Annotated in this window: 10 protein-coding genes and 1 tRNA gene; 7 read left to right on the top strand and 4 right to left on the bottom strand. The window is 43.4% G+C overall.

Annotated elements, in window-relative coordinates; genetic code table 11:
- The first annotated feature begins 38 nt into the window (after positions 1–38).
- Entirely contained in the window at positions 39–3,791 is a 3,753-nt protein-coding gene (locus tag FEF09_RS00055; RefSeq protein WP_146302704.1) for a DEAD/DEAH box helicase, read from the top strand.
- Positions 3,792–3,850: 59 nt separating this feature from the next.
- On the opposite strand, the gene FEF09_RS00050 is transcribed toward FEF09_RS00055, so the two are convergent.
- On the bottom strand, positions 3,851–4,384 hold the full coding sequence (locus FEF09_RS00050) for a metalloprotease family protein (protein ID WP_146302703.1): 534 nt from the start codon (positions 4,382–4,384) through the stop codon (positions 3,851–3,853).
- 11 nt (positions 4,385–4,395) lie between these two features.
- Entirely contained in the window at positions 4,396–5,214 is an 819-nt protein-coding gene (locus FEF09_RS00045) for a hypothetical protein (RefSeq protein ID WP_146302702.1), read from the bottom strand.
- Between the two features lie 395 nt (positions 5,215–5,609).
- Here FEF09_RS00045 and FEF09_RS00040 point away from each other — a divergent pair, with 395 nt between their 5' ends.
- A complete protein-coding gene (locus tag FEF09_RS00040) occupies positions 5,610–6,308 on the top strand; it encodes an outer membrane beta-barrel protein (RefSeq protein ID WP_146302700.1) in 699 nt (232 codons plus the stop codon).
- A gap of 78 nt (positions 6,309–6,386) precedes the next feature.
- Here the strand turns inward: FEF09_RS00040 and FEF09_RS00035 are convergent, their stop codons facing one another.
- Both FEF09_RS00035 and FEF09_RS00030 read right to left on the bottom strand, forming a co-directional pair.
- Positions 6,387–7,166, bottom strand: coding sequence for an enoyl-CoA hydratase-related protein (locus FEF09_RS00035; RefSeq protein WP_146302698.1), 780 nt, complete (start codon positions 7,164–7,166; stop codon positions 6,387–6,389).
- Between the two features lie 76 nt (positions 7,167–7,242).
- The gene (locus FEF09_RS00030) at positions 7,243–9,228 is read right to left on the bottom strand and encodes a prolyl oligopeptidase family serine peptidase (RefSeq protein WP_261387266.1); all 1,986 of its coding nucleotides are present in this window, start codon (positions 9,226–9,228) and stop codon (positions 7,243–7,245) included.
- A gap of 126 nt (positions 9,229–9,354) precedes the next feature.
- Between FEF09_RS00030 and hflX the strand changes: the two genes are divergently transcribed.
- From hflX to FEF09_RS00005, 5 genes are all read left to right on the top strand, one after another.
- On the top strand, positions 9,355–10,545 hold the full coding sequence (gene hflX / locus FEF09_RS00025; RefSeq protein ID WP_146302694.1) for a GTPase HflX: 1,191 nt from the start codon (positions 9,355–9,357) through the stop codon (positions 10,543–10,545).
- A gap of 8 nt (positions 10,546–10,553) precedes the next feature.
- A complete protein-coding gene (locus FEF09_RS00020; RefSeq protein WP_146302692.1) occupies positions 10,554–10,892 on the top strand; it encodes a Rieske (2Fe-2S) protein in 339 nt (112 codons plus the stop codon).
- Between the two features lie 69 nt (positions 10,893–10,961).
- Complete coding sequence (locus FEF09_RS00015; protein WP_222596899.1) at positions 10,962–12,275, top strand: ArnT family glycosyltransferase; 1,314 nt, start codon at positions 10,962–10,964, stop codon at positions 12,273–12,275.
- A gap of 358 nt (positions 12,276–12,633) precedes the next feature.
- Positions 12,634–12,707, top strand: a tRNA-Asn gene (locus FEF09_RS00010).
- Between the two features lie 148 nt (positions 12,708–12,855).
- A complete protein-coding gene (locus FEF09_RS00005) occupies positions 12,856–13,935 on the top strand; it encodes an ATP-binding protein (RefSeq protein ID WP_146302690.1) in 1,080 nt (359 codons plus the stop codon).
- Positions 13,936–14,953 lie beyond the last annotated feature (1,018 nt).

Here is a 14,953-nt window from a genome sequence, read left to right as displayed (position 1 = left end):
ACCCAGGCTGGTAAATAAACCGGGCAATTTGAGGAACTATGTCGCTGCCCCAGTTGCTTAAATACGTTTATAATAACGGAACCGATGAGGTAATCCGTAGGGGGAAGCGCATCTTTGCGACTGGTGGTGTGGAGTTGTTGGAAGCTGATCCGGTTTTGAAATCAGCCACTTTCCGGGTAAAGAGCGATACCCATGCGAATTATTATCGCGTTTCAATCAGCAAGTATCACGAGACGAGCAATATGTCCGTCCGTTGCCAGTGTCCTTATAACCTGGGAGACATCTGCCGGCATGAAGCCGCAGCTATGTTCCAGTTGCAGGAAATGCTGGATAAAAATCATTTTGAAAGCTACGATACACAATATAACCAGCAACATACGCTGGTGAAGATGAAGTTTATTGATCTGAAATCGCTTAAGCTACTGACTTCCAATGAAATATTTGCAGAAGCAGAGAAAATGGCCAAACCGGCTAAAGCGATTAAGGTCGCATCCGCCAAGGATGAGAAAGTTGAAGCTACACTTAAGTACGAAGGACAGGAATATCCGATGATCATACAGCGGAATGAAGAACGTTTCTTCGATACCGCCTGTAACTGTGATGAAACAGAGCATGCGCTTTGTAAGCATAAGACAGCCCTGTTCCTCAATCTTCTAAATAATCACGGACCTTATTATTTTGATACCCTGCGCAACTGGGACAAGGAAAAGAATAAGCTGCTTGCCTTGTACGGTTATTCGCTGGATGATAATCTGGAGGGGAAATTTACTTTCACCTACATGGAGGGGAAACCCTATCTGCGTGTATTAGATCCTGCTATCAAACGAGTGGATGGTGTGGCTACGAGCAGACAGGCAGCAGCAGCGGCTCCTCCCCCACCTACAGAGGAAACGAATACTATCACCCAGCGTATCGGTGTGGTATTCAACGCTAACGAACCATTATATCCTTTCTTCCGGATCGATCTGGTAAGTGGCGAGGTCAATGATGAACAACGTGAATTTGTATCATTGGTCAACAAACTGGATCTTACCAAGTATGTTGACTTCTATTTATACAAGGAAGCTGACCGTGACCTGATCACACCTGTGCGTAAAGTACAGGGTATGGAAGTCAGCAAATTCCTGAGTAAGAACTCACCTTTTGCGGGTATCTGGGAAAATATCACGCATGATCATAACGAATCAGACCTGCCAACAGAGACCAAGGAACTGATGCTGGAATATCTGCATCCGAAACTGGCTAAACTGTTTCCGCAGATGGCAGCGCATGGTTTGTTATTCCTCCTTCCTAACAGACAGCAGTTCAAGACTAAAAATCTTCAGCAGATACATCTTGCAGGAGACCGGTTACAGCCTGTGTTTAAAACGCACACCCTGAATGATGCGATTGAGGTGACCTGTCATCTGGAGATAGAAGGAGAACTGGTGAATGTGTCTGAAAATGAATGGGATAGCTCCATCCTGTTCCTGAAGAACAAGGTGTTGTACCTTTTCGAAAATCCACAGGATGCACTGCATATTGAATTATTCCGCGAAAGCGGGAAAATCCGTATTCCTGCAGATCAGTGGAGCACTTACTTACAAGACTACCTCTTACCGCTGAGCAAACAGTATCAGATACAGTTTGATAATTCGCTGCTGGCAGAAGTAGATGATATATTACCAGAATGTAGGGTTTTCCTGCGTGAGGTGGGTGAGACATTTATTATCCAACCGGGATTTGCTTACCATGGTCAGGAAGTGGAATGGAATGATGACGGCAAGATCACGGTTCAGGAAGGTAATAAAGTTCTGATCATCCACAGAAATAAGGAAGCTGAACAGCAATTCGTAGAAAAGCTGAGCGCTCTGCATACCAACTTCTCACAGCCTAATACTAACAACTATTTCTATCTGAAGGCAAAAGAAGCGCTGAAGAACAACTGGTTCTTCCTCTTCTTTGATACTCTGAAGGAAATGAATGTGCGTGTATTCGGTTTTGAGAACCTGAAAAACTTCAAATTCAGTGCCCATAAACCTGTTACTAATCTGCAGATCAGCTCCGGTATTGACTGGTTTGATGCGCAGATTGAAGTGATTTATGGCGATCAGAAAGTAAGTATCAGAGAGATTAAGCAGGCACTGGCAGGTAAACAGAACTATGTACAACTGGCTGACGGTTCATTGGGTCTGTTGCCGGAAGAATGGCTGAAGAAATACTCCCTGTTGTTCAAAATCGGGGAAGAAAAAGATAAAGGTGCGCTGAAGCTGAGTAAGTATAACTTCAGTGTGATCGATGAGCTATACGAGTTCATTGATGATGAGGCGGTATTAATGGAGCTGGAACAGAAGCGTCGTAAACTCCTGCAGTTTGACGAGATCCGTAATATACAGCTGCCGCATAACCTGCATGCTACATTGCGTCCTTATCAGGAAAGCGGTTTCCAGTGGCTGAACTACCTTGACGAAGTGAAGTGGGGTGGTATCCTTGCCGATGATATGGGTCTTGGTAAGACCATTCAGGCGCTGACATTCATCCAGCACTATAAGAACAAGCATGATGATAAATGTCTGGCACTGGTAGTATGTCCTACGACGCTGATCTATAACTGGGAAAATGAGATCCGCAAGTTTACACCAAGTATGACCTATCATATTCATCATGGTCCTACCCGTCTGAAAACAGCGGAAGAACTGATGAAATTTGATATCCTGATCACCACATATGGTACGCTGCGCAGTGATGTACAGACACTAATGAAATTGGATCTGGATTATGTAGTATTGGATGAATCTCAGGCGATCAAAAACCCACAGAGTAAAGTAACCAAAGCGGCGCAATTACTGAATACCAGAAACAAACTGGCATTGAGTGGTACGCCAATGCAGAATAATACATTTGATATCTACGCGCAGATGAACTTCCTGAACCCGGGTATGCTGGGTAGCGTGGACTTCTTCCGTAATGAATTTGCTACTCCGATAGACAAATTTCAGGATGAAGAACGTAAGGACCATTTGCGTAAGCTGATCTATCCATTCATCCTCCGCCGTACAAAAGAACAAGTGGCAAAAGAGCTGCCTGAGAAGATTGAAACGGTGATATTCTGTGAGATGGATGCCGAGCAGCGGCATATCTATGATGCATATCGTAACTCTTACCGCTCCAAGATTCTGGGTGTTATTGAAGATCAGGGTATGGAACGTTCACAGCTGACGATTCTTCAGGGTCTGATGAAACTGCGTCAGATCTGTGACTCTCCGGCTATCCTGAATGAAGCGGAACAATATCCGAATCATTCTGTGAAGCTGCATGAACTGACCCGTGAGATGAGTGAGAATATCAGTAACCATAAGGTGTTGATCTTCTCCCAGTTCCTGGGCATGCTGGGACTGATCCGTGAGAAGCTCCAGCATATGAAGGTACCGTTTGAATATTTTGATGGTAGTACTTCCGCTACTGAGCGTGAGCGTGCGATTCAGAATTTCCAGACAAATGATGATTGCAGGGTGTTCCTGATCTCATTGAAAGCGGGTGGTGTGGGTCTTAACCTGACAGCGGCTGACTATGTATACATCGTTGATCCATGGTGGAACCCGGCTGTAGAGCAACAGGCGATTGACCGTACCCACCGTATTGGTCAGACGAAGAACATCTTTGCCTACAGAATGATTTGTAAGGATACGGTTGAGGAGAAGATCCTGCAGTTACAGGAGCGTAAGAAATCATTGGTAAAAGAGATCATCGCTGATGATTCCGGATTTGTGAAAAAACTGACGAAAGAGGATGTATTGTACCTCTTCAGTTAGTAAAGCATATTATATCTAAACAAAGAAGGCATCCGTCGTTAGCGGATGCCTTCTTTGTTTTATGCAAAAAATTTGACGATGAGGATCGGTAGTCCGAATGCAACACCCATTCCGTAGATCAGGTCCAGCCAGAAGAAGGAGCCTATAGCACCCAGATAGATCAGCCCAACAATAGGCACTGTAATAATTTTCAACCAGATGGGCACTTGTTCTCCGTGCCATAAGGTCTGCCACAAAACATTTGCATCTCCTGTACTTGGGAATGCATGCATACCAATTGATAAACCCAGATAAAGCAGCAGGTAATCAAGGATGGTACCTTCGCTGAACATAAAAACAGGAATAGCTGCCGGGAATGCAATCAGCAGCGCAATGAGAGTATTGATAATAAATGGACCGGTACCGATTAGCAGTTGATGAACAGGGTTGCGCACAGGTTCGTGTTTTACATACCCTACCGGATTGGCCATCTGAAAATACTTTACTTCAAAGATTGCCACGCCAAATATGCGACAGAAAAGCTGGTGAGCGAATTCGTGTACGATGACTCCGGGAAAGGTAACGAGTGCCAGAAAGGGACCTGGTATGAACATCTCAGTGTTATTTAATTTTTGTAGGAAACTTTATCAGTAATGAAGTTCTGAAGGAGCGCAATGCTGCCTGTGTCCGCATCCGGCCGGTTTCTGAGTTTAGTCAGAATACGATCAGATTCATTTTGCTGGTGGTTGTAATGACAGGCAAGTGCCGTCATAAACAATACACTATTGTCTTCCGGTGCAAGGGCAGCCGCTTGTTTTATTGTGATGAGGGCCTGCTTATCCATGTTTAATCTTAATTGAAAAGAGGTAAGCGTCATTAAGGCCTGAATGGACTCAGTATTTTGAGACAGCAGGTCTTCCGCCAGCTGTAATCCTTCTTTATATCTTTTTAGATCTCTTAAAGCACTGAGTCTTTCATAATATGCGGCCCTCAGTAAAGGGGCTTCATGAATAACCTGTGCAGAAAGGCTATCAGCGAGCGTATAATTTTTAAGTTCTGCATAGGTATAGGCTAATGCAGTTTTGGCGGCAAGGTCATAAGGGGCAGCCACTACATAAGAATCGAGTTTTGCGCGATAGGCGGCCGTATCTTCCGCAATGTCGGCCAACATTCTGGCCACAAGCGTATCCTGTATGTCGGACTGGGATAGATGCTCATTAATGATGTTGAGCATTGCCTGCAGGTCTTCATCGTCGGAAGGGATAGTCTTCCCTCCAGCCAGCGCAAGAAGGCTATCCGCCTGAGCTTCATTCTCATTAAAGTAAGAAGCTATGATCAGGTTTAACATGGCTCCAGTATGGTCGGGGAATTCTTTCAGGGTGGCTTTAAAACATTTCTCAGCGCTCACATATTTGTGTTCTTCCGCCAGTTTTTTTCCTTTCATATATCCAACGCCGGCCTTGAAATAGCCTGGAAGGCGAAAGATGGATACGATCAGTATAACGCCTATACCTATTGCGGCCCAAATGATTTCTTTTTTAACCGGGTATCTGGATAGTTTCTTTCGGCATGCTTTGCATAACCTGAAGGGATAGCCAGGCTCATATTCAGGTGAATTACATCGGGAACAGCCATTAGAATGCTGATACGGGATGTCATTGTACTCTTCCATAGGGTATAATATATTATGCGAAAAGATATGTATTATATTCCAATCATGAAAGACTGAAAAATTGACAGAGTTCTCCTCCTGATATTTTATAAATATTTTAACCCTTGGTTTTATTCCTATTCCATTAAATTTGCCTAATATTCTTTTTCAAGACTTTATACTTAAACATGAAGAAATTATTCTTTTCGATCGGATTGATGGCGGCTTCTCTCGGTGTTTTTGCACAGGATGCCAGGAATGCAGTTGCTAATAAGGCCATGGGAGCAGCATCACATTCCAAGGATTTCTTAGTGATTCAGTTAGGTTATGTTGGATTATCAGGAACAGGAGCCAGCAATATTAACACTGGATTCAATCGCCAGCTCAATATTGCATTCATGTATGATTTCCCGATGCAGAAAACGAATTTCAGTCTTGCAGCAGGTTTGGGCATAGGGTCTGATCACTATATGTTGAAAGACCAGAGTCTGGATCTGAGAAATACATCTGCTACTCCTGATTTCCAGGGAACCGATGCTTACAGCAAATTTAAATTAGCTACCACCTATCTGGAAATTCCGTTGGAACTACGTTATCGTCAGGTTCCTGAGAATGCCAATCATGGTTTCAAAGTAGGTCTGGGTCTGAAAATAGGTAACCTGCTGAACGCACACACCCGTTCAGTTGAAAATATTGCCGGATCTAAACTGATTGAGAAGGAAGCCAGCAAACGTCAGTTTAATACATGGCGCTTTGCGGGTACAGCGAGAGTGGGTTATGGTAACTTCGCGCTGTATGGTACTTATGCAATCAACGGCTTATTTAAAGAGAATGGTACTTACGATGTAAATCCATATTCTTTCGGATTTATGCTGAGCGGTTTATAAGCTGAGCTGATAATATTAAAAAGGGGCTGTCTGCTGTATGCCGGACAGCCCCTTTTGATTTTATAAGCTATTTTATTCTCAGGCTCCTTTGAATACAGGTTTACGTTTCTCCAGAAAAGCCTGTACTCCTTCAGTGTTATCTGCGGTATTACCTGCAATTTCCTGGCAATAGGCTTCATAGTCGAGTACTGCATCGAGGTTTTCCGTCATTCCTTTTGTCAGCATTTTCTTTAGCAGGGCAATAGTTTTCGTAGGTGCGTTAGCATAAAAGGCTGCCTCTGCCTTTACGGTTGCTTCCAGCTCTTCAGCAGGAACTACTTTATTGATAAAACCAAGCTGTTGTGCATCAAGGGCGGTCATTTTACTGGCTTTGGTCGCCAGTTCAAATGCCTTGTGATAGCCGACCGTGCGTGGGAGAAAGTAGGATGACCCGGAATCCAGTACCAGTGCAATATTTATGAAGATCTCGACCATTGATGCATTTTCGCTGGCAATGATCATGTCGCAAGCCAGTGCCAATGAGCAACCTGCTCCCGCCGCCACACCATTCAGCTGACAAATGACAGGTTTAGGCATATTACGGATGGACCTGATGATAGGGTTATAGCGTTTATGCAGTGACTCACTGAGATTACGCTTTTCACCGTTCATAGCAGCTTTGAGGTCCTGACCGCTACAGAAGGCTTTGCCTGCGCCTGTCAATACTACTACCCTTACGGCAGCATCTTTTTCTACCTGTTTGAGTGCGTCTTGTAATTCATAGCTCAGCGGATCATTAAATGCGTTGTATACATCCGGACGATTAAGGGTGATTGTAGCAACACCATCCTGAATGTTAAGCAAGAGAGAGGTAAACATAACGTTGGGGAATTTATATATAAAGTGATCAGACAGCCTTCAGCGCCGCTTGCCGGCGCTGAAGGCTGCTTATTGATTAAAGTGTTTCTTTCAGCCACTGGAAGAACTCACGTTGCCATACCAGCGCATTTTGCGCTTTCAGCACCCAGTGATTTTCTTCAGGGAAGTAGAGCAGTTTGCTCTTGATACCTTTTAGCTGTGCCAGCTGGAAGGCCTGTAAACCCTGCTCGATGCCTACACGGAAGTCGGTACCACCCTGGATAACCATGATAGGTGTATTCCATTTGTTGGCATATTCGCTTGGATTGAATTCTTTATAGACCTTCGCGTTAGCCGGATCCCAATATGCCCCGATGTCCCAGTTGGCAAACCAGAGTTCTTCGGTTGTGCCATACCAGCTTTTCAGGTCAAACAGACCGTCATGCGCAATAAATGATTTAAAGCGGTTGTTATGCACACCAGCCAGCATATAAACGGAGTAACCACCATAGCTGGCGCCTACTGCACCGAGACGGCTTTTGTCTACATATGGTTCCTGACTTACAGCGTCAATAGCGCTCAGGTAGTCACGGATTGGCTGTCCGCCCCAGTCCTTACTGATAGCAGCGTTCCATTCGACACCATGACCTGGCATACCGCGGCGGTTAGGTGCCACAACGATATATCCCTGAGAAGCCATCAGCTGGAAGTTCCAACGGTAAGAATAGAACTGGGACAGTGCAGACTGTGGTCCACCCTGGCAATATAACAGGGTTGGATATTTCTTTGCAGGGTCGAAATCGGGTGGGAAGATAACCCAGGCCAGCATGTCTTTATTATCTGTCGTCTTGATCCAGCGTTTTTCCACCTTACACATGCCGGTTTTATCATACACCTCTTTGTTGACGGTGGTCAACGGCTGAAGGGTACCTTTTGGTAGCTGTACGGTGAAGAGTTCTGCTGCATGGTTCATGTCAGTACGGCTTACAACAAGGGTATTGCCTGCCTGACCGATGATGCCGTTGATATCAAATTCACCATCAGTTACCTGACGTATGTGTTTTGCGTTGGTAGCGGCTACATCTTTCTGCAGGGTGATCTCATGCAGTTGTTCGGTACCTTTTACCACAGCAAGGAAGAAGAGTTGTTTGTTGTCTTTGCTCCAGGAAATGGAGGCTACGGTGCCATCCCAGTCTTTGGTGAGATTGGAGCGGGTGCCGGTCGTACGGTTCAGTATGATGATATCATTTTTATCAGCTTCGAAACCGTCTTTTGCCATACCGAGCCACGCGAGGTATTTACCATCCGGGCTGAATGCAGGTGCTACATTGTAACCGGCCAGTCCTTCGGACAGGTTTTTGGTAGCATGGGTTTCAAGATTGTATTCATAAACATTGGTGTTGGTGCTGGTAGCATAATCTTTACCAAATTTCTTCTTGGTCACATAGAGGATGCTTTTACCATCCGGGCTCCAGATTACATCTTCGGCTCCGCCGAAAGGCATCTGCGGACTATCATACAGTTCGCCTTCCATGATATCGACAGGAGTACCGACCTGACCATTTTCATAAGTGGCGAAGAAGATGTGTTGAAAGTTACCGTCTTCCCAGGTATCCCAGTGGCGATAATTCAGGTTATCATAGATCTGCACATTGGATTTCGGCAGGTCTGGATAATGGTCGCTGCCGCTGATTTTTTTCAGTTTCACCTCTTTGGAGAACAGGATATGCTTTCCATCGGGGGAAATGCGCATGTTCTGCAGGCCTCCCTCTACATTGGTGATCTGAGTTGCGCCGGAGCCATCCGCATTCATTTCCCAACGTTGTCCTTTGAAAACATAGGCGATTTTTTGTCCGCTGAGGGCACTCACCTCTCCTTCGGCTCCCGGTTCTTTGGTGATCTGGGTGGCGGTTCCGCCTGCCAGTGGGATGGCAAAGAGGTCTTTATCGCTCTTGTTTTCGGCGATATTGTATCGTGATACGCCGTAAATAACTGTCTTCCCGTCTGCCGTAATTGCCTCTCCGCTTACCCGGCCCAATTGCCAGAGCAGCTCGGGCGTCATTTTCTGCTGGGCCACTGCCATAGTTGATATAAAAAGTGATGTTAACAAAAGTGATTTATGCATGTTCAGATTCTGTTTGGACGCTAAAAGTAGGGAAAATAGTGCTATGGACTAATTCCATACCTTTGCAGTAAATTTTTATATACTTTGATTGAAAAGAAACAAGTTGTACAACAGGAAGAGCGGGCCGTTATTGTGGGCGTGATCCACAAGGAGCAGACAGACCGTCAGGTACAGGAGTATCTGGACGAGCTGGTTTTCCTCGCTGAGACGGCTGGCGCTATAACTGTAAAAAAGTTCACCCAAAAACTGGCGCGTCCCGATAGGGCGACCTTTGTTGGTAAGGGTAAGCTGGAAGAGATCAGGGATTTCATTGCAGGAAGAAATATCAATCTGGTCATTTTTGACGATGAACTGACCGGTTCTCAGATAGCTAACATAGAGAAAGTGCTGAATGTGAAGGTGATAGACCGTAGTGACCTTATTCTGGACATCTTTGCCCGCCGTGCCCGTACGGCGCAGGCGAAAGTACAGGTAGAACTGGCTCAGTACCAGTATATTCTACCTCGTCTGAAGGGTATGTGGAGTCACCTGGAAAGACAGGGAGGTGGTATCGGTAGCCGTGGTCCCGGTGAAACGGAGATCGAGACGGACCGTCGTATCATCAAGGAAAAAGTGGCCCTGCTCAGAAAAAGACTGGCTGAGATTGATAAACAATCACTTACCCAGCGTAAGGATCGTGGTGAATACATTCGTGTAGCCCTCGTAGGATATACCAACGTGGGTAAAAGCACCATAATGAACCTGATGAGTAAGAGCGAGGTATTTGCTGAAAACAAACTGTTTGCGACACTGGATACGACCACCAGAAAGGTGGTGTTTGATCAGACCGCATTTCTGCTCAGCGATACTGTAGGGTTTATCCGCAAACTACCCCACCATCTGGTTGAAAGCTTCAAATCGACGCTGGATGAGGTGAGAGAAAGTGATATTCTGCTGCATGTGGTGGATGTTTCACATCCTCAATATGAAGATCAGGTAGAGGTGGTAAATCGTACTTTGCAGGAACTGAAGGCCTTTGATAAGCCGATTATCATGGTCTTCAACAAAATGGACCTGTATGAAGAACAGACCTTCGACAAGTGGCTGACGGAAGATATCAAACAGGATATTCTGAATCAGCTGAAAGAAAACTGGCAGACCAGAACCCAGGGTAACTGTGTGTTTATTTCTGCAACGGAGCGTAAAAATGTTGAAGAACTACGGGCGACTATCCTTAGTAAGGTAGTGGAGCTGTACAGGGTACGTTATCCTTATAAGAGCGAATATTTCTATTAATTCTTAGCATGGCAAAGCAATACAACTGGCATCGTTTATCAGACCTGTACGCAAGGGAAGGTGAGATTGGCGTCCTGGAGGTCCAGGGTAAAAAGATCTGCTATACCAGATATGAAGAGCAGATCTTTGCCTTCGCCTACAAATGTCCTCATGCAAGTGGCATTATGGCGGATGGTTTTATGGATGATGCCGGTAATGTTGTTTGTCCCCTGCACCGGTACCGTTTTAGTGTTAAAAACGGCTATAATAGCAGCGGGGAAGGGTTTTACCTCAAGACCTATCCATTGGAGCAACGGGCGGACGGACTTTATATTGGTCTGGAGAAATCAAGCCTTTTCGGCTGGTAAGCCTGTTAATTTTCTATTAAAAGCCCCCTCTGTTTTGCGGAAGTGCCAGCAGTGCTGTAATTTTTGCGCATGACAGTCTATTCTATCTCAGAGAAACAAGTCTGCCGGATGATGATCGGTCTGCTGATATTCATGCATATGACCGGTCTTCCCGTTACAATTATGGAACCTGATGGCGCCCTTTATGCGGGTATTGCCAAACACATGGTACAGCATCATGACTACCTGAACCTGGTGGCTGACGGACATGACTGGCTGGATAAGCCGCATTTCCCTTTCTGGATGGCCGCTCTCTCCTATCTGCTTTTTGGATTTACAAGTTTTGCCTATAAGCTACCGGCATTTTTATTTCTGATGCTGGGAGTGGTTTATACTTACAAGTTTGCCAAAGACCTGCTGGTATATAGTGACAAAGTAGCCCTCTGGGCGGTATGCATCTTTTTGTCAGCTGAACATCTGGTTATATCCAGTACGGATGTACGGGCAGAACCTTACCTGACAGGACTGATCATTGCCAGTGTCTATCATTTATACAAACGGCAATTGCTTCCCGGTGCTTTATTTGCTGCCTGCGCGGTGATGACGAAAGGACCTTTTGCATCGGTACCGATAGGCTTTGCATTTATTGGTCAGTACACCTTTACCCGGCAATGGAAAGAGCTTTTTCACTGGCGCTGGCTGGTGGTGGCGTTGCTGATCGGTATTTTTATCACGCCAGAGTTATATGCTCTTTATCAGCAGTTTGACGCACATCCGGAAAAGATGGTTTTCGGACAGACTGGCGTATCCGGTATCCGTTTCTTTTTCTGGGACAGTCAGTTCGGACGTTTCATGAATAACGGGCCTATCAAAGGGCATGGTGATCCTTCATTTTTCCTGCATACAGTGTTATGGGCATTTCTCCCGTGGTCTATATTCCTGTATGTTGCCATAGTCAACTTTATCAGAAAAAGGAAAGCAGCTCCTGAGTATTATTGTATCAGCGCCGCTTTATCTACTTTCCTGCTTTTCTCTTTGTCAAAATTTCAGTTACCTCACTATCTGAATATCATCTTTCCTTTCTTCGCCATTTTAACGGCGAAGTATATAGTAGATGATGTAAAGGAAAAAGTGTTTCGCATCACACAGCATATCCTGATGGGAATCATAGGTGTTGCTATTATCGCTTTATGGGCGCTTTACAGGCCTGAAATTCATTTTTGGGCTGTAGGGCTTATTGTGATAGGAACGGGCATTTTTGTGTGGTTTCCGTTGAAAGGAATGCCACGTGTATTCTTTCGTACCTGTATCGCAGGATTTCTGCTGAATTTTTCTGAATGGACTGTTCTATCCGGATGTGCTCAGGTATCAAAGTGGAAGTACAGCAGCTTTCTATGCAAATAATGAGCTGAAAGGCGGAGCTATCGGTTTTTATGGGGTGAACTCCTATGCGATGGAATATTATCTGGATGCCCGTCTCCTGCGATATGATACGATTCCTGCAGGGCCGTCACTGGTTTTTACTACGGCAGAGCATAGGGATTCTTTAATCGCCCGGGGCCATGCTGTGAAGGAGTTAAAATCCTTCGTACAGTTCCCGGTGACTCGTCTGGACTTACAGTTTATAAATTTTTATACGCGGGAATCCGCACTGGACAAGCGTTTTCTAATTTTAGTAAATCATTTTTAAAGGAAAATTTGAAAAAGATTTGGCGAGAATAAGAAAATATCTATCTTTGCAATCCCGAAACGGGGAAAACACTCCTCCTTAGCTCAGTTGGTTAGAGCATCTGACTGTTAATCAGAGGGTCGCTGGTTCAAGTCCAGCAGGGGGAGCGGAAGAAAGTCTACAAGCTTTATGTTTGTAGACTTTTTTGTTTTATATAACTTCAATTCAAGCCCCATCGAAAATCTGGAATCAATGTTCAGGATATTATCTTTTATCTTATCTTAATCAAAGACTACTATATTCTAGTTTTGAAATATGAAGATTAAAAAGCTCAACATCGAGTCATATAGACATTTAGAGAATATTAATCTAGACTTTACATATCCTGAAGGGCATCCTAAAGCAGGCATGCCATTGGATAAAATATGCTTCATTGGACAGAGTGCTACCGGAAAAACAAGTCTCCTGGAATTAATTAAAAACCTGATTTTTCAACTATCGCAAACTGAGGTGATTAATAATGGTTTGTGGACTCTGCATCCTTTTACATATAACGGAAGCTCTGAATTTTCTCTAGTGGAGGGGGATTTGTTATTGAGAAATGATAATAGTATTCGTTTTGGGGAAAGGGAGATTCATCCTGATAACATAGGTAATAGTGGAGGAGGACCGGTTGCACGTCTTATTAATGAGGATCTGAAATTGATTTACTTCAGTTCAGAAATTATCTCCGATAAAACCATTCAGATTTTTAATCAAAGCCCCCTTAATATTATCAATGGTCTATCAGAGGGAAGCGACCTTGATTTAACCAAAAGATACATAGGATCCAGATATATTTATGAGTTTACGCAGGATGTAGATGAAAGAATTTGGTTTAAACTTTTAAGACGCATTTTAGAGTATCGGAAAAATTTCTTGCAAATGGCTACCGAACTCATTAGGAAAGGGAAAATAACGGATTTAAATAAGGTAAACGCGGAAATTCAGAAGTGGTCGATAATTAATAAAAATCCACTCGTGCCGTTCTCTGAATTGTTTAATCCAATATTGGAGAAATTGAATCTTGAAATTGACCCTGATAATACAGATTTCTTAATCCCAATTAAGTCAAAAGTTCAAGACGATGTCATCCCGATTTCTTCTTTGAGTACAGGAACAAAAGGATTATTGTTATCTTTTTTCCCATTATTTGAATTTGATACTTCTGATTCAATCATTTTGATTGATGAGCCAGAACGATCACTTTTTCCTGATTTACAGGTAGAGTTGTTTTCCCACTATAAAAACTTTGCGCCAGATGCGCAATTCATCACAGCTACTCATTCTCCCTTTATTGCGGCATCTTTTGAACCAGAGAGGTTTATTTATATTATGACAAAAATGGGAAAATAGCTGTTCGTAGAGGTGAGTCTCCTATTGGTGATGATCCTAATGATATATGAGAAATGATTTTCAGGGTGATTTTTATAACGATTATGCAAAGAGGGCATATCAGCAATATCTTGATCTGAAAAAGAGATTGCAAGTGGAAACAGAACCACAACGGAAACGTGAATTACTTAGCGAATTAACACAGTTAGGGGATAAATACTTTTGATGAGAAAAGCTAAGAAAATAGAGGATTCGGCGATTTTAGCTGATGACTTTAAAATATATACCTAATAACTCCAATCACAACAAAAAGATCAAAGACTATTTGTTTCAAGAGCAAAAAGGTTACTGCGCTTATACTGATGAACATATTAGCAGAACAGATGCTTCAGATATTGATCTTTCATCCAAACCTTAAGAATAAAGAAGGAGATAATTATGCTAATTGGTTTCTGATAAAAAACCAATGGAATAAAAGAAAAGAGTAATAAATGGGACAATTTCAACCTGTTTTAACATCCAACCTCTGAGGACTTTGAAGAAAGGATCGCTTATCTCAAGGTGATTACTTTGCAAGAATTGAAAATGATACCGAAGCCGCTAATTTGGTGAGCCTTTAAAGTTGGATGACCTGTTGTTGCGGAGAAAAGAAAAAAAATATTAACAGAAAAAAATCTGATATAGAAGATCTCGGGGAAGCTGTCAGTGTATTTTTCACTAATTTGATTATGATGACAACTGTCAGGTCTCTTATCCAAGGGCGATTAGAGAAGAATTTGGTGTAGATGTTTGGGCGATGTTGCCAGAATTATCCCGTAATAATACAAGCTTTATCAATTATCAGAATCCTAATAATCTTTTTTATTATCTATAATAATTGTTAGCCTAACCTCCATACTATCAAATGATAGCGTCTAAATAAGTCAATTTTGAGTAAAAATTAGACCTACAATAAATAACTGGTTATAATGCCAGTCATACCTTAAAAACCAGTCAAAATTTCCTCTGTTAAATCTATCAACTCCTGAAAAGTACTCAT

This window comes from Chitinophaga pinensis (assembly GCF_007896845.1).
GTDB classification, from domain to species: Bacteria; Bacteroidota; Bacteroidia; order Chitinophagales; family Chitinophagaceae; genus Chitinophaga; species Chitinophaga pinensis_C.
This window is presented reverse-complemented; position numbering and strand designations above follow the sequence as displayed.

Coding starts and splice junctions, on each gene's coding strand:
- FEF09_RS00055 (WP_146302704.1), top strand. CDS start 39: ATGTCGCTGCCCCAGTTGCTTAAATACGTTTATAATAACGGAACCGAT.
- FEF09_RS00050 (WP_146302703.1), bottom strand. CDS start 4,384: ATGTTCATACCAGGTCCCTTTCTGGCACTCGTTACCTTTCCCGGAGTC.
- FEF09_RS00045 (WP_146302702.1), bottom strand. CDS start 5,214: ATGAAAGGAAAAAAACTGGCGGAAGAACACAAATATGTGAGCGCTGAG.
- FEF09_RS00040 (WP_146302700.1), top strand. CDS start 5,610: ATGAAGAAATTATTCTTTTCGATCGGATTGATGGCGGCTTCTCTCGGT.
- FEF09_RS00035 (WP_146302698.1), bottom strand. CDS start 7,166: ATGTTTACCTCTCTCTTGCTTAACATTCAGGATGGTGTTGCTACAATC.
- FEF09_RS00030 (WP_261387266.1), bottom strand. CDS start 9,228: ATGGCAGTGGCCCAGCAGAAAATGACGCCCGAGCTGCTCTGGCAATTG.
- FEF09_RS00020 (WP_146302692.1), top strand. CDS start 10,554: ATGGCAAAGCAATACAACTGGCATCGTTTATCAGACCTGTACGCAAGG.
- FEF09_RS00015 (WP_222596899.1), top strand. CDS start 10,962: ATGACAGTCTATTCTATCTCAGAGAAACAAGTCTGCCGGATGATGATC.
- FEF09_RS00005 (WP_146302690.1), top strand. CDS start 12,856: ATGAAGATTAAAAAGCTCAACATCGAGTCATATAGACATTTAGAGAAT.